Source organism: Croceitalea rosinachiae (genome assembly GCF_031846445.1).
GTDB lineage: Bacteria > Bacteroidota > Bacteroidia > Flavobacteriales > Flavobacteriaceae > Croceitalea > Croceitalea rosinachiae.
The window spans coordinates 376,719-401,144 of the sequence record NZ_JAVRHR010000003.1 but is presented as its reverse complement, the minus strand read 5'-3'; the positions used below and the strand labels follow the sequence as shown (position 1 = coordinate 401,144).

The 24,426-nt window shown below is 36.0% G+C and carries 24 protein-coding genes; 10 read left to right on the top strand and 14 right to left on the bottom strand.

Features of this window, described 5'->3' with window-relative positions; translation table 11 throughout:
- Positions 1 to 44 precede the first annotated feature (44 nt).
- The gene (locus RM706_RS14445) at positions 45 to 554 is read left to right on the top strand and encodes a thioredoxin family protein (protein ID WP_311352792.1); all 510 of its coding nucleotides are present in this window, start codon (positions 45 to 47) and stop codon (positions 552 to 554) included.
- Positions 555 to 556: 2 nt separating this feature from the next.
- Here the strand turns inward: RM706_RS14445 and RM706_RS14440 are convergent, their stop codons facing one another.
- Together RM706_RS14440 and guaB are read right to left on the bottom strand one after the other, a co-directional pair.
- Positions 557 to 1,690 carry a DUF819 family protein gene (locus RM706_RS14440; RefSeq protein WP_311352790.1) on the bottom strand — a complete coding sequence of 378 codons (1,134 nt, stop codon included), beginning with the start codon at positions 1,688 to 1,690 and terminating at the stop codon, positions 557 to 559.
- 78 nt (positions 1,691 to 1,768) lie between these two features.
- A complete protein-coding gene (gene guaB / locus RM706_RS14435; RefSeq protein ID WP_311352788.1) occupies positions 1,769 to 3,241 on the bottom strand; it encodes an IMP dehydrogenase in 1,473 nt (490 codons plus the stop codon).
- Positions 3,242 to 3,379: 138 nt separating this feature from the next.
- Here guaB and RM706_RS14430 point away from each other — a divergent pair, with 138 nt between their 5' ends.
- The 3 genes from RM706_RS14430 (at position 3,380) to RM706_RS14420 (ending at position 5,034) form a co-directional block, all read left to right on the top strand.
- Positions 3,380 to 3,730 carry a DUF6686 family protein gene (locus RM706_RS14430; RefSeq protein WP_311352786.1) on the top strand — a complete coding sequence of 117 codons (351 nt, stop codon included), beginning with the start codon at positions 3,380 to 3,382 and terminating at the stop codon, positions 3,728 to 3,730.
- 159 nt (positions 3,731 to 3,889) lie between these two features.
- The gene (locus RM706_RS14425) at positions 3,890 to 4,327 is read left to right on the top strand and encodes a hypothetical protein (protein WP_311352784.1); all 438 of its coding nucleotides are present in this window, start codon (positions 3,890 to 3,892) and stop codon (positions 4,325 to 4,327) included.
- Entirely contained in the window at positions 4,324 to 5,034 is a 711-nt protein-coding gene (locus RM706_RS14420; RefSeq protein ID WP_311352782.1) for a helix-hairpin-helix domain-containing protein, read from the top strand. The genes RM706_RS14425 and RM706_RS14420 overlap by 4 nt, the downstream gene beginning before the upstream one ends.
- A gap of 198 nt (positions 5,035 to 5,232) precedes the next feature.
- On the opposite strand, the gene RM706_RS14415 is transcribed toward RM706_RS14420, so the two are convergent.
- The 6 genes from RM706_RS14415 to RM706_RS14390 all read right to left on the bottom strand — a co-directional run bounded on the left by RM706_RS14415 (position 5,233) and on the right by RM706_RS14390 (position 13,229).
- The gene (locus RM706_RS14415; protein WP_311352780.1) at positions 5,233 to 7,644 is read right to left on the bottom strand and encodes a TonB-dependent receptor domain-containing protein; all 2,412 of its coding nucleotides are present in this window, start codon (positions 7,642 to 7,644) and stop codon (positions 5,233 to 5,235) included.
- Between the two features lie 16 nt (positions 7,645 to 7,660).
- Positions 7,661 to 9,025: an HTTM domain-containing protein gene (locus RM706_RS14410; RefSeq protein WP_311353012.1), complete on the bottom strand. Its 1,365-nt coding sequence runs from the start codon at positions 9,023 to 9,025 to the stop codon at positions 7,661 to 7,663.
- 3 nt (positions 9,026 to 9,028) lie between these two features.
- Positions 9,029 to 10,162 (bottom strand): imelysin family protein, encoded by a 1,134-nt coding sequence (locus tag RM706_RS14405; protein WP_311352778.1) that lies wholly within the window; start codon positions 10,160 to 10,162, stop codon positions 9,029 to 9,031.
- 95 nt (positions 10,163 to 10,257) lie between these two features.
- Complete coding sequence (locus RM706_RS14400; RefSeq protein WP_311352776.1) at positions 10,258 to 11,568, bottom strand: DUF4856 domain-containing protein; 1,311 nt, start codon at positions 11,566 to 11,568, stop codon at positions 10,258 to 10,260.
- 149 nt (positions 11,569 to 11,717) lie between these two features.
- On the bottom strand, positions 11,718 to 12,587 hold the full coding sequence (locus RM706_RS14395; RefSeq protein WP_311352774.1) for a hydroxymethylglutaryl-CoA lyase: 870 nt from the start codon (positions 12,585 to 12,587) through the stop codon (positions 11,718 to 11,720).
- 15 nt (positions 12,588 to 12,602) lie between these two features.
- The gene (locus tag RM706_RS14390) at positions 12,603 to 13,229 is read right to left on the bottom strand and encodes a LysE family translocator (RefSeq protein ID WP_311352772.1); all 627 of its coding nucleotides are present in this window, start codon (positions 13,227 to 13,229) and stop codon (positions 12,603 to 12,605) included.
- 198 nt (positions 13,230 to 13,427) lie between these two features.
- On the opposite strand from RM706_RS14390, the gene RM706_RS14385 reads away from it, so the two are divergent.
- Both RM706_RS14385 and RM706_RS14380 read left to right on the top strand, forming a co-directional pair.
- Positions 13,428 to 15,509: a choice-of-anchor L domain-containing protein gene (locus RM706_RS14385; RefSeq protein WP_311352770.1), complete on the top strand. Its 2,082-nt coding sequence runs from the start codon at positions 13,428 to 13,430 to the stop codon at positions 15,507 to 15,509.
- A 71-nt stretch (positions 15,510 to 15,580) separates the two neighbouring features.
- Positions 15,581 to 16,009, top strand: a complete 429-nt coding sequence (locus RM706_RS14380) for a Dabb family protein (RefSeq protein ID WP_311352768.1) — start codon at positions 15,581 to 15,583, stop codon at positions 16,007 to 16,009.
- Position 16,010: 1 nt separating this feature from the next.
- Here the strand turns inward: RM706_RS14380 and RM706_RS14375 are convergent, their stop codons facing one another.
- Genes RM706_RS14375 through RM706_RS14365 form a run of 3 tightly spaced genes read right to left on the bottom strand, consistent with a single transcriptional unit; the run spans position 16,011 to position 18,074 of the window.
- Positions 16,011 to 16,544, bottom strand: coding sequence for a DinB family protein (locus tag RM706_RS14375; RefSeq protein ID WP_311352766.1), 534 nt, complete (start codon positions 16,542 to 16,544; stop codon positions 16,011 to 16,013).
- Between the two features lie 11 nt (positions 16,545 to 16,555).
- Complete coding sequence (locus RM706_RS14370; protein WP_311352765.1) at positions 16,556 to 17,596, bottom strand: quinone-dependent dihydroorotate dehydrogenase; 1,041 nt, start codon at positions 17,594 to 17,596, stop codon at positions 16,556 to 16,558.
- 58 nt (positions 17,597 to 17,654) lie between these two features.
- On the bottom strand, positions 17,655 to 18,074 hold the full coding sequence (locus tag RM706_RS14365) for a hypothetical protein (protein WP_311352763.1): 420 nt from the start codon (positions 18,072 to 18,074) through the stop codon (positions 17,655 to 17,657).
- Positions 18,075 to 18,171: 97 nt separating this feature from the next.
- On the opposite strand from RM706_RS14365, the gene pepT reads away from it, so the two are divergent.
- Together pepT and RM706_RS14355 are read left to right on the top strand one after the other, a co-directional pair.
- Positions 18,172 to 19,398 carry a peptidase T gene (pepT, locus tag RM706_RS14360; protein ID WP_311352761.1) on the top strand — a complete coding sequence of 409 codons (1,227 nt, stop codon included), beginning with the start codon at positions 18,172 to 18,174 and terminating at the stop codon, positions 19,396 to 19,398.
- A 28-nt stretch (positions 19,399 to 19,426) separates the two neighbouring features.
- Entirely contained in the window at positions 19,427 to 20,023 is a 597-nt protein-coding gene (locus RM706_RS14355; RefSeq protein ID WP_311352759.1) for a YdeI/OmpD-associated family protein, read from the top strand.
- 49 nt (positions 20,024 to 20,072) lie between these two features.
- On the opposite strand, the gene yajC is transcribed toward RM706_RS14355, so the two are convergent.
- From yajC to nusB, 3 genes are read right to left on the bottom strand one after another with little or no spacing between them, the layout of a single operon-like run.
- Positions 20,073 to 20,363 (bottom strand): preprotein translocase subunit YajC, encoded by a 291-nt coding sequence (yajC, locus tag RM706_RS14350; protein WP_311352757.1) that lies wholly within the window; start codon positions 20,361 to 20,363, stop codon positions 20,073 to 20,075.
- Between the two features lie 9 nt (positions 20,364 to 20,372).
- Complete coding sequence (locus RM706_RS14345; protein ID WP_311352755.1) at positions 20,373 to 20,852, bottom strand: DUF1573 domain-containing protein; 480 nt, start codon at positions 20,850 to 20,852, stop codon at positions 20,373 to 20,375.
- Between the two features lie 41 nt (positions 20,853 to 20,893).
- Positions 20,894 to 21,838: a transcription antitermination factor NusB gene (nusB, locus tag RM706_RS14340; RefSeq protein WP_311352753.1), complete on the bottom strand. Its 945-nt coding sequence runs from the start codon at positions 21,836 to 21,838 to the stop codon at positions 20,894 to 20,896.
- Between the two features lie 169 nt (positions 21,839 to 22,007).
- Here nusB and RM706_RS14335 point away from each other — a divergent pair, with 169 nt between their 5' ends.
- Both RM706_RS14335 and RM706_RS14330 read left to right on the top strand, forming a co-directional pair.
- Positions 22,008 to 23,756 (top strand): ABC transporter ATP-binding protein, encoded by a 1,749-nt coding sequence (locus RM706_RS14335; RefSeq protein ID WP_311352751.1) that lies wholly within the window; start codon positions 22,008 to 22,010, stop codon positions 23,754 to 23,756.
- Between the two features lie 81 nt (positions 23,757 to 23,837).
- Entirely contained in the window at positions 23,838 to 24,218 is a 381-nt protein-coding gene (locus RM706_RS14330) for a PUR family DNA/RNA-binding protein (RefSeq protein WP_311352749.1), read from the top strand.
- The last annotated feature ends 208 nt before the right edge of the window (positions 24,219 to 24,426 follow it).

The window sequence follows — 24,426 nt, the reverse complement described above, 5'->3', positions numbered from 1 at the left end:
TGATATAGTTATAAGACTAAATGATTAAGATGAATTGCTGAATTATGAAGAAGTTTTTACTTAACCTAGTCCTGTTATTTACCATTTCTATAACTGCACAAGAAGTACAATGGGTTTCTTGGGAAGAAGCCGTTACATTATCCAAGACTGAAACAAATCCAAAAAAGATTTTTGTGGACGTTTACACCGATTGGTGTGGATGGTGCAAAAAAATGGACAAAGATACTTTTCAAAATCCTATAGTTGCAGCCTATATGGCTGAAAATTTCTACATGGTTAAAATGGACGCTGAAGGCAAAGAGCCTATTGAATATGATGGTAAAACTTTCAAATTCGTACCCCAAGGCAGACGTGGTTACCATGAATTAGCGGCAGCTTTACTGCAAGGTAAGATGAGTTATCCCACAGTTATATTTTTAGATGAAGAATTGAAAATGCTTTCGCCAGTACCCGGTTACCAAAAAGTAAAACCATTTCTACAAATTGCCAAGTATTTTGGCGAAAACATCTACAAAGAAAAAGACTGGAAGTCCTACTCTGGGGTTGGTAAATGATTTCACAAAATCGATACAACCATAAAACCAAGATAAGTTCCTAAGGCATTACCCAGCGTTCCAACCAAAATAGCCGGTAATATTAATTCTTTGCGATTGAACGTTTCCGCCAATGCGATAGCAGAAGTACCGCCACCTACATTGGCTTGACTTGCTATGGAAAGCATATCCCAATCACGAAAAATAGAGCCTCCTAAAACAATGATTATCAAGCCATGAATTAAAACTGCCAAAGATGTAAAAAACAATAAAGTCAATCCAATCTCTTTAAGAGCCAATACAGCACCTATTTCACAATACGCCCCAATTACTGCTAGAAAAAGGTATACCAAATACAGACCAAGAGTGTGCCCCCCTTTTAACTTTGAAACAAAAGAAGTTTGAGCTAATATGATGCCAATGGTTGACAATGTAATTATAGATGGAATACTTGGAAGAACCTTCGAAACTAGTTCTGATATTAAAAAAGATGAAAGACCAATAAACAGTAACCAACCTAATGATTTTAAGTCCATGTTATTGGCTTTGACTTCTTTTTCTTGCGCTATATCAGTACTCAACTTTTTATCCTTGATGAAACGTCTTAAAAACATAGGAAAAGCTATTGTGATAACTACCCAAATAGCCGTTACCACATTATCTACCGCAATTGCCCCAGCATACAGAATTCCTTTTTCTTGAAAATCATAAGCCAAAGCGACTGCATTAAAATTTACACTTCCACCAGTGTACGTACCCGTAAGCATTCCGGCCAAAATTTTTCCATCATCTCCTAAAACGTTTTGCGGAGAAATGAGGTACCAAGAAATAAGAATACCTAAAACTGTCGCTAACGATCCGATAAGAAAGAGCCCGATCATAGGTATACCAGCCTTTTTAATGGACTTTAAATTAGCTCCAAGCAATAAAAAGAAAATGGAAATTGGCGCTAGATAATTAAAAATGGCATCGTAAAGGGGAATTGAATTAGAAGCGGAAGGAATCAACTTTAAATTGGCAACAACAGCTGTGAAAACAATCACCAAAAGTGCAGCTCCAAAAGGTTTGCCCCATTTCGTTTTAGCAGCATAAAGTGATAAAAGCACCATTAATGCTAAAACAGTCAATACATAAACTGGATTTTCGATAAAAGTCATTTGCCCGTCAGTTGGTTTTAACAAACATAGCGAAATGAATTAATTTACTCGCAAAGATCTATTGACTGCTTAAACGAATTACCTACTATAGTTTGGACTTTCTTTGGTAATCGTTACATCATGCGGATGGCTTTCGTTGATACCGCTAGCTGTAATCTTTACAAAACGTCCAGTTTCTTTTAGGGTCTCAATATCTTTTGCGCCGCAATAGCCCATACCAGCTCTAAGCCCGCCGACAAACTGATGAATACTTTCAAACAAATCCCCTTTATAAGGCACACGCCCTACAATACCTTCCGGAACCAGTTTCTTGATATCATCTTCTACATCCTGAAAATAGCGATCTTTTGAACCTTGCTTCATGGCTTCAACAGAACCCATACCTCGGTAACTTTTAAACTTACGCCCTTCATAGATAATAGTTTCTCCAGGAGATTCTTTAGTACCAGCTAACAGAGACCCCAACATTACCGTGTCGGCACCAGCGGCTATAGCTTTGGGGATATCACCCGTATAACGTATTCCACCATCGGCAATTACAGGCACACCTGAACCTTTAATAGCTGCTGAAACTTCTAAAACTGCAGAAAATTGCGGAAAACCAACGCCAGCAACAACCCTTGTTGTACATATTGAACCCGGACCTATACCTACTTTGACGGCATCAGCACCAGCTTCAACCAAATATTTGGCGGCTTCACCAGTCGCAATGTTTCCAACAATAACTTCTAAGTCTGGAAAACTCTTTTTTACCTCTTTTAAAACAGAAACCACACCTTTGGTATGACCATGGGCAGTATCGATAACCACGGCATCTACTCCCGCTCGAACTAAGGCCTCTGCCCTATCAACGGCATCACCGGTAACTCCTAAAGCGGCAGCCACACGAAGTCTTCCATATTTATCCTTATTGGCTATAGGTTTTTGGGTGAGTTTTGTAATGTCCCTAAAAGTAATTAGCCCAACTAGTTTATAGTTATCGTCAACTACCGGTAATTTTTCAATTTTATGTTCCTGTAAAATATCTTCGGCTTCTGATAGCGAAGTCCCTTCGCCCGCAGTCACCAAATTCTCTGAGGTCATTACCTCAGAAATGGGTCTTTCATTATTTTTTTCAAATCTTAAATCTCGATTAGTTACGATACCTATCAATTTGCCATCACCATCTACAATAGGAATTCCACCTATGCTATGCTCTCGCATATTCGCCTTTGCGTCGCTAACTTTAGAATTTAAAGGCATGGTAACAGGATCTAGTATCATTCCACTTTCAGCACGTTTTACCTTTCGTACTTTGATAGCCTGTTGCTCAATGGTCATGTTTTTGTGCAGTACCCCAATACCACCTTCTTGAGCAATTGCAATGGCCATTTTTGATTCTGTAACGGTATCCATAGCAGCCGATACGATTGGCACGTTAATGGTAATGTTGCGTGTAAACTTTGATTTGATACTAACCTCTCTTGGCAGCACTTCAGAAAAGGCCGGCACTAAAAGAACATCATCATATGTTAGGCCTTCGCCGAGAATTTTATTTAGGTGGGCTTCCATTGCAATTACGGATTAATTGCGTGCAAAGATACTGTTTTTAAATCAAGTATTAGGCTTAGCTATGCATAGAGAATTTTAAATTTATTTTTATTTAGACTTAATATAAATAATATTATATTTGAATTGAAATTATCTATTATGTGTCTTACAAGAAAAATAATTTATCAATCAAAAAACGGTATAATTACCTACTGTAATAGAAGTCATCTTTTTCAAGTAATGTATAATAATCTTTGTTTTGAATTATTTGAATGGGAGTTAGAGGCTTTTAAAGAGCATCTATTTAATTTGGATATCAACTATTGGCAAAACCAATTAAAATGTACGGCAACACACCGCAAAATTCCTCTTTCGGTCGGTACTAAGCATTTTATTATATTGCTGAGCAAAATCGAGTTGGCAGAGCTCAAAGCACTACTGAGTATTAAACCTAAAAAAATTAATATCTTAAAGTATAGCGACATCGATTATCGTTTTATAGAAAACTAATTACCTAAGTGTTTTCAGGTTCTTAGTTAGGTTTGGAAAGCGGCTATTGGATTCAGCCGCTTTCCTTTTTTCTAAGGACTAAGAGAGCCTTTAAAAAATTATTTAGAATTTATCTAAATAATTTTTTAAATAAACCACCAATACTTATTTTTATGGCCTATGCGAAAACAAAAGGTCCATAAGATTAATAATCCCTTAAAACAAGTGATTTTAACAGCCTTATTGTTCATGCTCTTTGGCACTGCTTTAGAACTATACCTTCTTAATCATTTTGAAGACATAGAACAGTTGATTCCCTTAATTTGCATAGCAATTTCAATCGTATTCATATTCCTCCTTTTTTTTAAAAAAAGCGATGGATTAGTCCATATTTTTAAACTGGTATTGGCTATTACCGCTCTAAGTGGTATCTACGGCGCGTTTCTGCACCTACGAGCAAATTATGAGTTTGAATTGGAGATGAGGCCTACTGCCAACGGTTGGAGTCTCTTTTTAGAAAGCATGTCGGGTGCACTGCCCGCGCTTGCCCCTTGCAGTATGATTGTGTTGGCATTGATTGGTTATTCATATCTAATATTATTAAAAAAACAAAAATGATGAGAACGTTTAGAACATTGGTATTTGGTATTATTCTTTTGGGAATTGCAGTCACGGCCTGTAAAGAAATAAAAGAGAAAGAAACTCCAGAGGTAAGCACTGCGGACAAAGTGGAAACAAGTTCCGATAAATCCGAAATGGAAGAAATTGAAAAAGAAGAAATGGCTACCATGCTAAATGCTAACTTGGCAACCGAAGCTGATCTCACCAAAATTGGAATGCCTATGGAAATGATTTCCCAGATATTGGAAAAAAGACCGTTTCTAACCATGAATGACTTTGATGCACTCATTGGGTCAGAAATGGATAAAGCTGAACTGTACCAGAAGATTTTTGTACCATTTAATTTAAATACTACCGCAGAGGAAGATTTTAAAATGATTCCTGGTGTTGGGGACCGAATGGCACATGAATTTGAGGAATATAGGCCATATGTTAGCATTCGACAGTTTCGCACTGAAATTGGTAAATATGTCGATAAAGATGAAGTATCTCGCTACGAAAGTTATGTGTTTGTTCCCATTGAACTGAATACAGCTTCTGAAGAAACTATCAAAGCCCTACCAGGCGTAGGTAACCGAATGGCGCACGAGTTTGAAGAATATCGACCGTACACCAGCATGGAGCAATTCCGCAAGGAAATTGGAAAGTATGTGGATGACAAAGAATTAGCGCGATTGGAGCGTTTAGTATATCTGAATAATTAGCCCGTTGTGTATTTTATAATTATAGATTGCCAAAGCCGTCAGTTTGAGTTTTTTCCAGAGGAAAAAGTATCGAGAACAAGGTTTTTAATCTAAAAATTCTTATTCTCGATACATCCGCTGTTAGCGGACACTCGAACTTGTATAGGGCTAGGTAAAGCTTCTTTTAGTCAAAATACACCACCAATTATATAAACATTCTTATAATTTGACCTGTATGGTAGTATAAAAAGTGCGGGAATCAGCTGGAATAATTCCTGGTCCTGGATATCCATTAGCCCGTCTTGTAAAATAGCTTTCGTCTAAAAGGTTATTCACCCCGGCTTCAAGCTTCCATTTTTTATAAGAATACGATAGTGATAAATCTAAAATGGTATACGCAGGCAATTCTCCTATGATTCCTGCACCAGGTGCGGTGGCATCAGGGAACGGTGGGGAATTCTGAGGATCATTAAACTGTTTTGATAAATAGGTATATTGAAATGATGCCAAAAAGTCTTTGTAGCCCAAGTTTAAACCGGATCTAAAGTTTACTGAAGGAATATGCTCTACCTTTTTTCCTTCAACATTATTAATATCAGATTCTGTGTACTCTGAATCGGTCAAAGCTATATTGGTAAAAACATTGAACTTCACATCTTCTAAAGAACTAAAAAAAGTCTCTTTCAAATTCCAGTTCCCTAAAACTTCAAGGCCATAAATGACTGCTGTACCAGCGTTATCAGTGAGATTGATTACTCTGTTTTGGTCATTTACAGTAACAATATTTCTAGAAATACGATTATCGTAGTACAGCAAAAAGGTACTTGCATCGTAAGAGAAAAAATCCCTAAATCGCCCGCGTACCCCAAGATCTGCAGTGAACCCTTCTTCATCTTCTAAGTCTTCACTAATGGCTTGAGAAGGATTGATAATGCGTAAATCGTTAAAAGTTACGGAGCGATAGTTTTGTGAAATATTCCCATAGAGTTCTACACTTTTATTAAACTTATAGGAAGCTCCAAGGCCCAAGAGAACAAAAGAACGTTCCAAGTCACGATCTTCTTCGTTTACTCGGGTTTCAATTACATTGCCCGCTAAATCAGTGAATACCTCCGTGAAATTGCCCACTGCAGATGTTTTGATATACTCAAATCGGAAACCAGGTGTTATGGAGAATTTATCCGTCAAATTGAACACATTCTCTCCAAATACGGCAATATTGAGATTGGGAAATCTGTACTTTGATTTTCTTGGAAAAGCAGGAAACTCTTCATCGACAAACCTAAAATCAGCATCGGCGGTAGCTGGCCCTGCCCCCTGCCGTTGTTGGTTGTATGCCTGGTAATATTTAGAGCCTATTAAAAAGACGGCATCTTTTCCGCCAATTTGATATCTTGATAATAATCGCGCCTCTGCACCCCAATTTTGAAAATCATCCACCAAGAGTTCCCTTTCATTGCCATCATCAATGATGTCCACCCTATTTTGACGAAAACCCAAGGCCTTTCGCGAGGCATCCAATGCAAATAGGTTTAAACTAAAATCAGTTTTGTTTGAAAAACGATGATCCAATCGTAAAGCGGCCAGGTTCCAATCTATATCAAACCAATTGCGTTCACGGTTACTAAATGTGGGGTCTTCATCAAACTGTGCATCTGTAAGTCCACCAGGCTGCTGTGTCAAATAGTCTAAAATAGTTGCCTCAAACGAAATCTTAGTCTTATCTGATATTTGATAGTGAAAATGACCATGGTAATTTCTGGCATTAAAAGATGAATTTGGCCTGAAACCATCGCCTTCTTTATAATTAAAATAATTGTAATAACTAAATTTCCCTACTGTTCCACCGATACTGTTAAAACTAGTAAACAAACCATTAGAGCCTATCGTCTGTCTTGAAATCAATTCTACATTTTTATTGGGGTTGGGTGTCTTGAACTTGAAGTTGATCAAGCCTCCAAATTGGGTTCCGTATTGAAGGGAGGCAGCCCCACGAACTACCTGTATCTCTTTTAGTGCTTCAACGGGAGGTGTATAATAACTTTCGGGATAGCCTAAAACATCGGCACTGATATCATAATTGTTCTGGCGGGTATTAAAATTAGCGGTTCTATTGGGGTCTAATCCTCTACCCCCAATATTCAATTGCAAGCCAGCATCTCCATTATCATAAATATTGAGACCTACAACTTGGCTATAAATTTGCCTTGCGTTATTTGCAGCTAAGTTTCCTGTCAATAAATCTACTGCGACCACTTCGGTCTTTTTTCCAGCATAAATGGCCGTACCCTCAACTTTGCGCAAACTGCGGACTGCAAATATCTTTTCGCGTTCTTTGGTCAAAACCACTTCAGAAAGCTCCTCGCCTAAAGGTTTCAACCTTATATCAAAGTTGCTATCTCTACTAATTGAAATTTGCTCTTCTAAAACTTTGTATTCAAAGGCAAAGGCGACCAAAATATAATTTCCCTGGCTTAAATTCTCAAAACTGAAATCACCATTAGCAGTGGTAACATGATATTCGCCGATAGGCTTTAAATACACCTCTGCCCCATCAATAGGCTTACGGTTATCATCAACCACTTTTCCATTCAACGTGAACTGCGCGTTGGCCATACATATAAACGTCAAAAAAATTAGAGTACTACTAAATGCCTTTAATGTCATCTTCAAATGGAACTATCCATGTTTTGGGTTTAAAAGATTCTTTTTCTTTAGTTAAATCAATTTTTGGGTCTATCAAGGGAGTACTACGCCTTCCATTAAGTGTCACGTAATTTTCCGTATAAATAGCAATATTTTGATGCCCTTGTGATTCAAAATATTGTTTTAAGTAATGGGCATATTCCAGAATAAAATCAGGTTGAAAGCTCATTTGTTTTTCTTGTAAGGGTGTCAAAAAATCAGTATTGTCTACATAAAACCATTTACCTGTTTTTGAATCCACAATTTTGAATTGCGCATATCCAGCCTTTTCCATGAGCATAACCCGCCAAGAGAAGCGATACCCCTCCTCGGTCCAAAATAATTCACCCGGGTATAATAGGTATCTAAAAGGTAGTAGCAACTGAACCACAAAAAAAACAATAACTAAGTAATGAACAAAACTGGCTTTAGCTTGTTTACGGCTTAAAGATTTGCCATTATCAAAATATGCTTTTGAAATTTTAAAGATCTTAGAAAACCAACTCAATATCTTATAGTGCGCCCTAGGCTCAAAGAAGATTATTGTTGCCACTATCATAATATATGGGAACATCCCTATTGGGAACAAAACCCTGGTCAATACATGGAAAGCCACTACCATTATAAATGCTAAGTGCCTTGTCTTTTTAGATAGCAATAAAAAAGGAATGCATAAATCGTACAGAGCACCACCCCAACTAAACGCATAATGCACCCATGATTCTGTTAATAAATTACCCAATAATGGAATATCATATTTGGCAGGCAACCAAATTTTAAGTGGAAGGGCATCAACCAACCAGTCAGAATTCAATTTGGCCAATCCTGCATAAAAGTAAACGATGCCCAAAAGCAATTTTATACTATCTATGGTCCAACTTGGTATTTTTTGAAATGCCTTGGAAGGATTCCGCAATGAGTCCATAGCATAGTATACATTTGCTGGCAAAAAAATCATCAAAAAACTGAGGATACTAATAAAGTAATAATGGTTTAAATAGGTGGTCTTATCCATCAATTCGATATAGGTGAAACTGAGAAAAAAGAGCACTATGGCGATGCGATACTTGTAGCCTAGCAGTATCATTATTGAAGTAATAGCACAAAGAATAAATAACAGGTAAGTGAAATTGCCCAAAGGCTTTACCCATTCAAATCCGTAATAGGTAAAATGAAGCTTTGGTTCTAGATATAACTTTTCAATCCAACCTTTTGACCAAAACCTGATGATACTGATAAACATCAGCAGACCAAATAAAATGCGAAAGACCGCTAAAGGGGCGGCCTCTCTTTCTTTGTTTAAATGTTTTGTCAGGAAATTCACTATTACTTAATCACCATCTGCATCCACAAAATCAATACTGATGCTCATCGCTGAGAACATATCTACCTTTAGCAAACTAACAGCTTTTTGCACCTCATCATAAGCCGATAACATAGCTATTGAGGGGTTATTGGTTTCCAGCTCAGTACGAAAAGAATCCAATGCTTCAACCGCTGTTCGAGCTGCATCAAACTGTGCGTTGATATCATCAGCTAAATCCTTTCTATCCAAAGTAGTAAGATAAGAGGCCATACTTTCACCCAGTGAGGCTCCGTTGAAAAAATTTTGAACGGCATCCAATCCTTCTAAAAATAATTCATTTGAATTTTCTGGACTATAAAAAGATTCAATGGTATTAGGACTCTGGATTCCTGAAAAGACCCCCAAAGGAATACCCATTTTACCAGCTCGAAGAAATTTTTCGTAATAAAAAACAAAGTCATTGGAAAATCGGTCGACCGAAGCTGTAGCCGAAGAACCATCGTTATTGACAAAAATAGCTCTGTAATCACCCTCCCATTCAGCAATAACACTATCTGTGAGAGACTTAATGTTGTTTATAACATCTTTCAAATACAATAAGTTGGCATCCTTTTGGGCATCTGTGGTAAACTTCTCAAGTATACCCAAATCATCAGTTGCAAAACCATTCAATAAATAATCCAAAGCAGGAAAACCCTTGGCATCTCTATTTGATGACAAATCAAAATTGTACCCACCATTTGCAATATTCATTTCTACCAGCATAACATCTGTGGGGTAGGTATTTACATTCAAACGCAAACCTATTGCCTCTGCAGGCCCAATTTCAAACATGGAAATACTTTGCCAGCTTTTATATGCATTTAACCATGAGGTACGTAAAGTCTGTAAATTCTGTAAAATAGGCTCTTGCTCAAAACTTTCATAATCAATGACCAATTGAGCCATTGTGGTTTGAAAACTCTTATATGAAGGTATGATAATGTTATCGGCCCAGTTGACCAACAACGTAGAACGGTCAAAAACGTTTTGCATACCTCCATCATCATCCGACATACTTATATCATCATCTGTCATAGGTGTTTCATCGGTATTATCAGAACTACAGGCCCATAATACCAAAAATAAAACCGACAAAACGTACCAATACTTTTTCATTTATTATTTTTATTTATTCTAAGTAAAGTGAACAAATATACCAAAAGAGCAGTTGTTTTTTCAAACAATTCTGCCCTTTCTTTACTATTTAGATTTTAATTGTTGCTATCCGCTGCATCAGCAACGGTAAAATCAAATCTTACTGCAATTGCTTCTGACACTTCATCTAATGTTTCTGGGGTTACATTCCAAAATCCATTGGTATTGTTCGCATAAATCTGATTAAGAAAATCTAATGTTTCCGTTCTTGTAAAATATGCATCTTCAGCACCTGGCCTTCTTGTAAACTGTAAACTATAAATGAAACCAAAGCCTTCTGATAAATCATGAAAAATATCACCTGGCTCACCAGATGCTTCGATTTTAGTTTTACCTGCCTGCAGATAGAAAACCGATCTTATTGCAATAACTTTAGCAATAGCCTCTCTTAAAATATCAGTTTGTCTATTACGTTCATCATAATCTTTATTGATTATCGCAGTACGCCCTACTTTGTAGGCATCAAAAATATCTTGAGCAATACCGGTAAATGTGGGGTCGTTTTCTGCTCTCTTGATATACTTCGCCAAGAACTTGTCCGTAGCGTCTAGATCATCAATGTTCGCAATAGGGTTCTCCGTGTCAGATACCACCCCAAAAGCATAACCATATGCCTCATCCCAATCATGCTCCATATCCGTATACGTTTTCCCATCGACAATGACATCATTATCGTTATCATCTTCAAATCTTGAAAGTTGGGCAGGACTCGTATAATTATTTAATATTTGATCGCCAACAAAAGCACCTATCAATCCTTTATTGAAAGCCTGGTCCAATTCCAGACCGTTAGCATTCACATATCTAGTTGAGGAACCATCAGGCAGCTGACCGGCACTACCTTCAGTTGCGACCTCATTCCAATTTGGGAATACATCATTCACTTGCTCTGTGATATACGCATCAAAATCCGCACGAACACTTGCTTGTGTTACAGGGTCGTTTGAAAAGTAATCAAAAGAACCTGCTGTTTTGCTTTTTACATTTTTATCAGAAGTATTTAAATCACTATCAGCGAAATCATCAGCTCCCTCAGCGTGTGCGAACATTGCTTGTATTTCCCCTACGGTAGATGAAGGATCTTTAAATTTTCCTAAAATTTCATTGGCCATAAACAATCGGGTGGTTTGTCCGCTAAAACTTACTGTAGACTCTCCGTCTCTTGCAAAAACATAATTTGCAGGAATTTCAGCGGCAGTTTCGCAGGGCGTGCAAGAACTACCGCCACAATCTACTCCAGTTTCATCTCCATTTTGGATGTTATCTGAACATGTAGCCACTACCTCTGGCATATCATCATCATCTGAATCACAGGCTATAAATACCATACTTGTTAATGCCATCAAGGCGAATGCAAATTTCTTCATTTTTAAGTTAAATTTATTTAGACTTATTATAAATAATTATGTTTGGCAAATATATCCAGCTCAAATTAACTTGCAAATTTTATTTAGACTTATTTTAAATAAAGAAGCATATTTAACATTTGGGTAATATCAGATTTACGGAAAAATCATCAATGGTAAACCGAAAATAATTCGGTGGCCTTATTGTAAGCAGCTTCAAAGACCAGCCAATTCACGCCAGAATCAGCTTTTTCTTGTGTAAAATAAGAAAGCATTTTTTCGGTTGGCATATTGCCGGTAAGCTCATCTTTTGCCATAGGGCAGCCACCAAAACCCTGAACCGCACCATCAAAACGCCTACAGCCTGCCTTATAAGCTGCATCAACTTTTTCGTGCCATCTGGTCGGTGTGGTATGTAAATGGGCGCCAAATTCGATTTCAGGATATTTTGGAATTAAATTAGAGAACAAATAATCTATTACCTCAGGAGTTGAAGTACCAACCGTGTCGGATAACGATAAAATTTTTACTCCCATTCCGGCTAATTTCTCAGTCCATTCTCCAACTACCTCAACACTCCATGGGTCTCCATAAGGATTCCCAAATCCCATTGAAATGTACGTGACCACTTCTTTTTTGGCATCAGAGGCAATAGCTAAAATCTCTTTCAAGGTCTCTACAGACTGGGCAATTGTTTTATGTGTATTCCGCATCTGAAAATTCTCGGAAATAGAGAAAGGATAACCCAAGTAATCAATAGCCTTATGCTTACAAGCATCTGAAGCGCCTCTCACATTTGCAACAATCGCCAACAACTTACTATTGGTTTTAGTTAGGTCCAATTGATACAGCACATCGGCCGTATCAATCATTTGTGGAATGGCTTTGGGCGAAACAAAACTTCCAAAATCTATGGTGTCAAATCCACATCCCAATAACGATTGGATATACTTGACTTTTTGTTCGGTAGGAATGAAGGTCTTGATACCTTGCATAGCATCTCTCGGACATTCAATTACTTTTACCTTATCCTCAGACATTTTATAAAATTAGTACTATTTCCCTGAAAGCAATAAGTAAAGTGCAATGGCAATAAAAACTATTATTTGCAGCCATTTTAAAAACAACCCTGACTTTGGGTTTTTCAGCACGTAATTAGAAATACTTCCGGCAAGAATGGCAATAGTTCCAAAAACCAATGAGGACACTATGATAAACAAAAAACCTAAAACATAAAATTGAACAACAGTATCCAAACTTTCACTAAAAAGAAAACCTGGGAAAAATGCCAAAAAAAATATAGTGACTTTAGGGTTCAATACATTCATCCAAAAACCGGTCTGAAATAAGTTCATCAAACCTTTCTTTGGGCTACTTTGTTGAGAAAAGTCAATTTTGGGGCTACTTTTAAAAACCTTATAACTTAAAAATAGCAGGTACACCGCTCCAAAAAGTTTGATGGTAAAAAATAAGGACTCGTTTTCTTTAATTAGCGCAGATACCCCAAAAGCCAATAAAGTAGTATGAACAAGGCAACCTGTCATTAGACCAGCAACGGTCGCAAGGCCGTATTTTTTACCATTGGCCATACTCTGAACCATGACAAAAATATTATCCGGTCCTGGAGAAATTGCAAGAACGACGGTTGCAAAAGTAAACCCTATTAAAACTTCAAAATTCATTTTACGATATCCAAAAATAGGTAGAAACAAAAAAACAGCCTATTGTAAAGCTACTGCTTAATAATAGTAGGTCAATTGCATAAAAAATGGGTAAATGACCCTTTAAAACATTAGCTTAATGCAGTTTGGAAAAATACAATTATATTTAGAAAAGTTGATTGAAAACAAAGTAGATTACTGTAATTAATATTTGAGGTGGTGAGAAGGTTTTTTTGCACTGTGTTTTATTTATTTTCTTTTTTGTCATTCGCACAACAGATTAGCGTTTCAGAAGATTTCACCGTTGCAGAATTGGTCAAAGATGTTTTGGTGAACTCTAATTGTGCTGAAACTTCAAACTATCGCTCTTTTACCGGAACCGATTTTGGTATCAATGGAATAGGATATTTTAACAAGGAGGAGTCGCGTTTTCCGTACGCAGAAGGAATCGTTCTTTCAACTGGTTATGCCATTGACGCTGTTGGACCAAATGATGATATCAAAGACTCTGGAGTGTTGGAATGGCCAGGGGATGAGGATTTAAAGTCGATAGCTCGAATAGCAAACCTTTTCAATGCAACATATATCCAATTTGATTTTGTACCCCTAACAAATAGTTTTAGTTTCAATTTTCTGTTTGCCTCCGAAGAATATAGCGAAGACTATCAATGTGAATTTTCAGATTCTTTCGCCTTTATACTGACCGATTCGAATGGCAATTCAAAGAATTTGGCTATTGTGCCCAATTCAAACAGTACCGTATCCGCCACTTCAGTGCGTCCCGGGGTCCCTGATGTTTGTGAACCGAGAAATGAAGATTTTTTTGGTGGTATAAACGGGTCAAACTCAAGTATTTCTATGACTGGACAAACCAAGAGTCTAACCGCTAAGTCTGAAGTCATACCTGGTGAATCGTATACTATTAAGCTTGTTATTGCCGATAATCTCGACATTGCACTAGATTCAGCTGTTTTTTTAGAGGGAGATAGTTTTTCTCTAGATGTTTCACTTGGAGAAGATAGAACCATAAGTCAAGGCAACCCATTATGCATAGGGGATGTCTACACCCTCGATGCGACTTCTGTTGGAGCACAGCATTACCGGTGGTATAGTAATGGTGAACGTCTTACCCAATATGACGATGTTGCCATCATTACAGTTTCTGATGACATTAGTTTCGCAGTAGAGGTAGAGTTTTCTCCCCAATGTGTTTCAAAAGGAAGAATAGAGCTAGAATTTATTACACCACCGACCATTGAAAGTCCTCCTTTAGATTTAGACGCCTGTACGTTTAGTGATGATGATTTAGATTTACCTGTTGTGGATTTAACGCTTAATACACCACTTATTATGGGGGGTCAGAATCCAGAAATTTATGGTGTCCACTATTTTACCGAACTATCTGATGCACAAGAATTTATAAACGAGATTAGAGCACCGCAAGCTTACACTTTTCAACGAACCCAAGAAATCATCATTTATGCACGTATCTCTTCAGGTACCAGCTGTTTTGAAACCATTTCTTTTTCAGTAAACGTTCGAAACCTAAATTTTCTATCGGTTTTGAAAGATGAATATGTTCTTTGCCTAGATACTCAGGGTCAACCTATAGCACCAAGACCAGAATTGGATACGGGCCTATCGCCTGATTTATACTCATTTCAATGGTATAAAGATGCTGTTCTTGAAAAAAACCTGATTGCTAGTGAAACCAACCCAAATTTAGTGGCATCAGAAACAGGCTCCTATTTTACAATAGCACGGAACATTGAGTTTGGTTGTGAAACTATTTTGTCTACCCATGTTATTAGTAGCGAACCCCCTATAGTTTTCGAAGTTCTTGTATTAAGTGATATTTTTTCTAATGAAGGTATTGTAGAATTGCGTGCCGAGGGAAACTCGCCCTATCGTTTTGCAGTGGATACTATGGATTTTTCAGAAAACCAAATCTTCGGTGGCTTAGCTGCTGGAGAATATACTGCTTATGTGACTGATGTTTATGGTTGTAGTGTTATCAGTAAAGACTTTTTAATTGTGGATTACCCAAGATTTTTTACTCCAAATGGCGATGGGATAAATGATACTTGGAAAATTTTTGGGCTCTCTGAACTTAACAATTCGGAAATCAAAATTTTCGACCGGTTCGGTGTATTGCTCACCACTTATGAGAATGACTCTGGCTGGAATGGTACAACGAATGGAAAACCTTTGCCATCAAGCGATTATTGGTTCAAATTGACCTACACCAATAGCCTTGGTGAAATAAAAGAATTTAAGAGTCATTTTAGTTTGAAGCGTTAATATTCTTTTGATGTGACTGATAGCAACATTAACTATCGTATCTTTCTCTTAGTTTCTACTAAAAAATAATTATGAAAAAAAATACGCTTTTTATTTTCACTGTTGCAGCTGCCATTTGTGTGTCTTTCGCATTTATGACCTTTAATGATTCTAATTCGTCGGAAGCTTCAGAATCAATCAAACAACAAGAATCCGATAGTCTTCTACGCCATGTGGTGCTCTTTAAATTCAAAGACGAAACTTCTGTAGAAAAATTAAAAGAAATCGAGGATGCTTTTAATGCATTGCCATCTAAAATCAAAGAGATACAAGATTACGAATGGGGATTGAATAATAGTCCTGAAGGACTAAACAAAGGTCTGACACATTGCTTTTTTGTTACTTTTAAAACGGAAGCTGATAGAGCCATTTATCTTCCACATTCTGACCACAAGGCATTTGTTGAAGTTGCTTCACCTTACATTGAAGATGTGACGGTTGTAGATTATTGGACAAAATAAATCACCACGTATATTCAGGTGGTTTGATATTGTTCATTCGCAAATATAAGTTTGATTTTGCCCTATGGTTGGCCATATGGTCTTGCACATAGAAAAACGCAAAAGCCCTGCTTACGGTATTACAGCTATGGTACATCACACAAGTCTCATCAAGTTCTTCTTGTTCAATGGTATGTATAACTGAAGTAGTATAATCAAATCCTGTTTCCAATAATTTAATGATTTCAACTTTGTTCATTTTAGAGGCATCAGGTGTATTGGGTTTTACTACCATACCTTGTACATACCGCTTGGTCAGTAATTCAATCGTATAACCTATATGTACCATTTGCTCTGCAAATGATTTACTTTTAGATGTAGGACGATACCCATATAAATTTTCAGGCATGGTCCTGGCAACATCCAAACAATGTTCTTTAGCTTCAAGCCAAACCGGTAAATACATTTTTGTAAAAGCGGTTTTTGGTTCTTTATCAGTTTGAGAAAAACCACAAACGGGAAAAGTTAGGAGAAGAAAAAAAGCTATACATTTCATTTTAAAAGGACTTAGAGTTCCTTTTTCAATATAGCTTTATTGATTTGTTTTAGCAAACTGGGACCTTCATATACAAACCCTGTATATAGTTGTATCAAATCTGCACCGGCTTCCAATTTCTCGATGGCATCACTTGCTGAATGAATACCCCCTACCCCTATAATCGGAAATGCTTTATTACTCTTTTCTGATAAAAATTGGATTACCTCAGTACTTCTAGGGGCCAATGGTTTACCACTCAACCCTCCCTTTTCCTCTGCTAATGTAAGATGAGATTTTAATCGTTTACGCGATATAGTTGTATTTGTTGCGATAATACCATCAATTTTAGTTGTCTTTACGATATCAATAATATCCAATAGCTGATTATTGGTCAAATCAGGTGCAATCTTAAGCAGAATAGGCTTCTCTTTGGTTTTGTTTGCATTGGCATTTTTGGTGTTAGCTCTTTTTAACTTCTTCAAAATATCTGTAAGCGGTTTCTTATCTTGAAGTTCCCTCAGACCAGGTGTGTTGGGAGAGCTTACGTTGACCACAAAATAATCAACATGGTCAAAAAGTGCATCAAAACATATCAGATAATCCTTTACAGCGTCTTTATTGGCAGTAACCTTATTCTTTCCAATATTACCACCAACCAATACCCGATGTTTCTTTTTTAGTCTTTCAACAGCATCAAATACACCACTATTGTTAAAACCCATTCGATTAATAATGGCGTCGTCATCTAATAATCGAAATAATCTTTTTTTAGGATTTCCAGCCTGGGGCTTTGGAGTCAAGGTTCCTATTTCAATAAAACCAAAACCAAAATCTGAAAATTCATTGTACAATTTGGCATCTTTATCAAAACCTGCTGCCAGACCTATAGGGTTATTAAACTTTAATCCGAATACCTCACGTTGCAGTCTTTCGTCATTAATAACAAATAGTTTTCTAAAAACTGGACCAAAGCCAATTCTTGAAAAAAAACGAATTATGGTAAACGAAAAGTAATGGGCAGTCTCCGCATCAAGTAAAAACATAATAGGGCGGATAACAAACTTGTACATTAACACTTATTTTCTGTAAAAATAAAAACTCTAGAAAAAGTACTATGAAAAAAGTGAATTATTCGTTAACTGACCTGGTTGTATAGATAGGGCTACGTGATAATTGATTGCAAAGCATGATATACAAATTGTATTGCTTGTTATTGAATGTCCCTAACATTCTTTTATCCAATAAGCGCATATTCGCGGCCATACTGTCTAGAATAGCTTTATAATCATATGACATTCTTAATAGGTCCTCTGGAGAAGCTTGCCCATGATTCTTTAGTAATTTTTTTGCTTTTATCTTAAAAATCTCATTTCTAAATTCTAATTCAGCACCCCAATTGCGAAGATTTTCAACCTGTTCTTCTGAGAGTTGAAAAACCTCGGTAATTACAACATCGTCTTTTCCACCTATACCCAGATAGCAATCTTCTTGCCCAAAAGAAAGGTTTGTAATAAAAAGAATAAGTACAAATAGTAATTTTCTTATCAAATGAATTCCAATTTATATCTTAAATATACTTACTGAAAAGCATGGTTTCGAATTATTACGATTGAATAAACATTATTTTTGATGAAAAGCACTTTTTATGGAAAAACTACTACCCAGATTTTTAGAATATGTTGGCATAGACACACAAAGTGACCCAAAATCAAATACAACACCTAGCACAGACAAACAATGGGTTTTAGCAAAAAAATTAGTGTTAGAGCTTCATCAAATTGGAATGCAAGAGGTTTCTATTGATGAAAATGCCTATATCATGGCAACACTGCCAAGTAATATCGATAAAAAAATTCCTACTATAGGTTTTATCTCTCATTTTGACACCACCCCCGATTTTACCGGTTTCAAAGTGCGTCCAAAAATTATAGAAAATTATGACGGTAGTGACATTGTTTTGAATTCTACAAAAAACATTGTGCTTTCACCTAATTATTTCGAAGATCTATTGCAGTACCATGGACAGACTTTAATAACTACCGATGGAACAACATTACTTGGAGCAGATGATAAAGCAGGTATAGCAGAGATTATTACCGCAATGGAATATTTAGTGGCCCATCCTGAAATCAAACATGGCAAAATCAGAATAGGCTTTACCCCTGACGAAGAAATTGGAAGAGGCGCCCATAAATTTGATGTTGAGAAATTTGGTGCTGAATGGGCATATACTATGGATGGCAGCCAAATTGGGGAGTTAGAGTATGAAAATTTTAATGCTGCCAGTGCAACGATAACCTTTAAAGGTAAAAGTGTTCATCCTGGGTATGCTAAAAACAAAATGATAAATGCCATAGGCCTGGCCAATCAATTTTTAAGCTTACTACCGAATAGAGAAACTCCAGAAACCACAGAAGACAGGGAAGGCTTTTTTCATGTGTACCATATAAAGGGAGAAATTGAACACGCTGAAATTGAATTGATTATTCGGGATCATGATGAAGTTCACTTTCAAGCTCGAAAAGACTTGATAATGGACATTTCAGAAAAACTCAATAAAAAATATCCAGAATCGGTAACTTTTGAAATCAAGGATCAATACTTTAATATGAAAGAAAAGATTGAGCCCGCTTTTCATATTGTTGAAATTGCAGAAGAGGCCATGATGCAATTGGGTATTGAACCTAATATTAAACCTATAAGAGGTGGCACCGATGGTTCTCAACTAAGCTTTATGGGGCTACCCTGTCCAAACATTTTTGCTGGAGGACATAATTTTCATGGAAAATATGAATACGTGCCATTAGAGAGTATGCAAAAAGCGGTCAAAACTATCGTTAAAATTTGCGAACTTACAGCTGAGAAGTTTTGAATTGCCAATAACGATTAACTACTAAATCATGGATAAGTCTGAAAAATTGGAAAAGTACTTTAATGAAGAGCACCACTACAGAGGTGCTATTGGTCTTTTACGCGAACTGGCCCTCAGCACCAATGTTGAAGAGACTTATAAATGGCAGTTTCCAACATATACCGTAGCGGGTAAAAACGTTTTTGCCATCTGCAAATTTAAAAACCATTTTGGCATTTGGTTCTTTAATGGTACTTTTTTAAAAGACCCTAAAAAAGTATTACAAAACGCACAAGAAGGAAAGACTATGGCTATGCGTCATTGGAAATTTGAATCAATTAAAGAAATTGACAAAAAAATTGTTTTAGGTTATATAAAAGAGGCTATTACAAATCAAAAACAAGGAAAAGTATTAGCGGCCGTAAAGAAGAAGCCAAAAGCTGCCGAAATTCCGTCATTGTTATTAGAAGCCCTTAAAAAAAATAAAGCTTTAGAAGCTTCTTTTAAAAATTTGACCATCTACAAGCAAAATGAATATTGTGAATATATTCAAACGGCTAAGCAAGAAAAAACAAAATTGAGCCGCCTTGAAAAATCAATACCACTTATTGAACAAGGTAAAGGCCTTAATGACAAATATCGATAAAAAAAGCACCTGATGGTTCAGGTGCTTTTCTAAAATATCAAATCTGATATTATTTTTTGACGGGAGCAGGATTTAGTTTTCTACTCATTTCCATGGATATAGCACTTTTATCAAACTTCAATCGACCGGCCATAGTCTCAATAACACATGAGCCATCTTTTTCGTTCAAATCGACCACCTTACCATGTAATCCACTTTTTGTAATAATTTTATCTCCTTTTTTTAATTCTGCGGCAAACTTCTTTTCATCTTTCTGACGCTTCATTTGCGGACGTATCATAAAAAAATACGCTACAACAAAAATCAATATCAGCGGAAAAAACTGTCCTAATCCTTCCATATAAAATTCTTAGCTCTTCACTGGGCCAGCTGGCGCAGCACCTTTAGGATTAACAAAAGCTTTGATTCTCAACAATTCAGAACCTTTTTCGGTATTGGCCGTAACAGTAATCGTTTTTGTTACTTGGTTTTGCCCAGAACCGTTAAACTTTACTACCATCTCGCCAGTTGCTCCAGGGGCAACGGGTGTATTCTTCGGATATTGAGGCACGGTGCAACCACAGCTGCTTTTGGCATCAGTGATAATCAATGGTGCATCACCGGTATTGGTAAAGGTGAAAGTGGTTTCTTGAGGTGTTCCTACTACAATTGAACCAAAGTCATGTTCTCTTTTGTCAAATGACATTACAGGTACTTTTTTGGCAACCTCATCTCTCTCTGATGCAGTTTCTACATTGTCAGCTACAATTTTCGTAGTGGCTTTGTCTTTACAAGACATTGAAATAAACAAAAGTGCGATTACACTCAAGGCAGTTACTGTTCTTCTCATTTTTAGATTTTTTTATTTAGACAAAAATAATGAATTCTATATTAAAGTAAGCCCCTACCTACTTTCTGGAGCTTTCCATTCGATTTGTATTCTTTTACCAACTTATCTAAAATTCCATTGATAAAGATACTGCTCTTAGGTGTCGAGTATTCTTTTGCAATTTCTAAATATTCATTGATAGTAACCTTCTCTGGAATTGATGAGAAATTCAGTAGCTCACAGATTGCCATTTTTAACAAGATGTAATCAATTTCAGCTATTCTATCCTTATCCCAATTAGGTGTTTTTCCTTCAATCTCTTTTTCCCATTTTTCATTATTCAATAGGGTCTTGGTCAAAAGGTCATTTGCAAAAACCTTGTCTTGTTCATCTTTTAACAAAGCTGGAGTGAAAAAGTTGCTTTTAATATTCGGGCTCGCTTTTTTTAAACGTTTAACCAAAAAGGTATTGACTATGGGTATATCATCTACCCATGTCAATTTATCATCTTCAAAATATTCATAGATTTTTTCATTGGGAGCAATCGTATCTTTGAAAAGAGAAATTATTAGTTCTAAATCACTTTCATAAGTATCGGTTTTTGAAGTCATATACTGGTCGTAAACTTCGCTAGACATAACATCTCTATAAATTATTTTGACATATTCTTCATTTAAATACCAATTTTGAATTTTTTTATTGCCCAAAACTATCTTTATAGCTTTGTTATTGGTTAATTGAACCAATAATCTATTATTCACAAATTTTTCTTTATCAGGATAGTCATTGTTATCGGCTAAGTATTTTTTTGAAGCATGTGCTACATGTTTGTTAGCCATCTGATGCAATTCAATCAATAAACTCAACATTAACAGATACAAAGTATAAGTATTTTCTATACTTACTTTTAAGAATTTCTCTTGCTTTTCAAGAGAGTTATCTTTTGATTGAATCAATGCATAAATGCATTGCATGACTTTAACACGAATATGCCGTCTTGTAAGCATTTTAAAGAACTTTAGAAGATTGGTCAATTTTCACAGCAGCAAAAGTAAACTTATATTTCTATTAGACCTATGCTTCTTTTTTATCTTATCAGTTTTATAACATTAGTTTGTTCTTCAAACCCATATCTTTGAAACTTGTCAAAAAACCAAGAAACTTCTTTACCATTATATGCAAGAACTTCGGCACTTAAACAAGTACTTTAAAAAGTACAGGTTCAAATTACTTTTAGGTATTGTTATAACTATTGTTGCGAGGGTTTTCTCTCTTGTCATGCCTTCTTACGTAAGTAAGTCGGTTGATAGCATTAAAGAATATTTAGATGGAAATATTACTGGCAGTATAGTAAAAGGTCAACTTTTTGAATACATTTTGATTATTATAGGCGCAGCTTTATTATCTGGTCTTTTCACCTTTTTAATGCGACAAACTATCATTAATGTCTCTAGGTATATTGAATATGATTTAAAAAATGAAGTTTTTGACCATTATCAATTTTTAAACCTCAATTTTTATAAACGCAATCGCATTGGTGATTTAATGAATAGAATTAGTGAAGATGTTACCCAGGTGCGCATGTATGGAGGACCTGCAATTATGTATGGCATTCAAACTTTGACTTTATTTGTTTGTCTAATTCCCCTAATGTTCATAAAAGCGCCGACTATTGCATTTTATACTTTGATACCATTGCCTATTCTGTCAATACTAATTTATCAAATTAGTAAGATTATTCACAAGAGAAGTACCAAAGTTCAAGAATATCTCTCTACATTATCCACCTTCACCCAAGAGTCATTTTCTGGAGTTTCAGTAATAAAAGCATATAATTTAGAAGGTACGATAAATAACGACCTTACTGATCTGGCAATAGAGGGCAAAAACACCAGCATGGATTTGGCTAAAGTAAATGCCTGGTTTTTTCCATTAATGATTTTATTAATTGGTATTAGCAACCTATTTGTAATATACATCGGTGGAAAACAATACATAGATGGTAAAATTGGATTAGGCATTATTGCTGAGTTTATACTCTATGTGAATATGTTAACATGGCCGGTTGCCGTAGTTGGCTGGTTAACTTCAATTGTGCAAAGGGCAGAAGCATCTCAAAAGCGTATCAACGAATTTTTGAAAGAACAACCAACCATCAAAAATGAGGTTCTTGAAAATACTTTGGTTACCGGAAAAATTGAATTCAAAAACGTTTCCTTTACTTATGAGGATACTAATATTACAGCTCTAAAAAGCATTTCATTTATCATAGAAGCGGGTGAAACGGTGGCTTTTTTAGGAAAAACAGGAGCTGGTAAATCAACAATTCTTGATTTGGTAGCCAGACTATATGATGTTTCAGAAGGAGAAATTTTAATTGATGACATCCCAATTAAGAAACTAAACCTGAATAGTCTTCGTAACGCTATTGGTGCCGTACCGCAAGATGCTTTCTTATTTTCAGATACTATTGAAAATAACATTAGATTTGGAAAAGAAGATGCCACAAAAGCAGAGATTGAGACTGTCGCCAAAAGTGCTGTTGTGCATGATAATATTATTGATTTTACCAATCAATACAATACTATTTTAGGAGAAAGAGGTATTACCCTAAGTGGAGGACAAAAACAAAGAGTTTCAATTGCCAGGGCACTTTTAAAAGATCCAAATATTTATCTTTTTGATGATTGTTTGTCTGCCGTAGATACCGAAACTGAAGAAGAAATTCTGAAAAATCTAAAACAGGCTTCTCAGCACAAAACTACTCTTATAGTAAGCCATAGGGTTTCATCTGCTAAGAATGCAGATAAAATTATTATACTAGATCATGGTGAAATTATACAAGAAGGTAATCATGAAGAATTAAACAATATTGAGGGTTACTATAAACAACTTTACCTTGACCAGCTTACAGAGAAAGAATAAGGAAAAAGTTGCTGAATTAGCTTTTTTTTTACATTTTTGGTAGAATAATCAAGTTTCCCCTATTTAAACACTAAACCTATTATGAGTGAAAAAGATTTAATGGATCAGGAAGAAATTTACTCCAAAGTCTTAAGGGCTGGCAGAAGAACCTATTTTTTTGATGTCAGAAGTACTAAGGCGGGAGATTATTATTTGACAATCACTGAAAGTAAAAAATTCACACACGACGACGGTTCTTTTCATTACAAAAAGCACAAGATTTATCTGTACAAAGAAGATTTTCATGCCTTTAAGGATATAATGGAAGAAATGATGGATTATATTATTGATGAAAAAGGTACCGAGGTAATATCAGAGCGTCACCAAAAAGATTTCAAAAAAGAAGAAGAACCGAAAGATTCAACAGAGGAAAATGGCACTACTTCTGGTAACTTTACAGATGTAGATTTTGATGACATTTAATACCAAAGATTAAAATTATTGGAACAAACGACCTGTTTACTCAGGTCGTTTTTTATTTTTAGAGCTGCCAATTCAAATTACCTAAACAAGATTTTTTGATGTGAGAGTTACAGATAGAACTAATCTCGAAGTAACGATAAACCGTCCAAAACCTACTAAATTACAGTAATAGGAACGAAAAATCCTCGAGATTACGAACACTAATTTC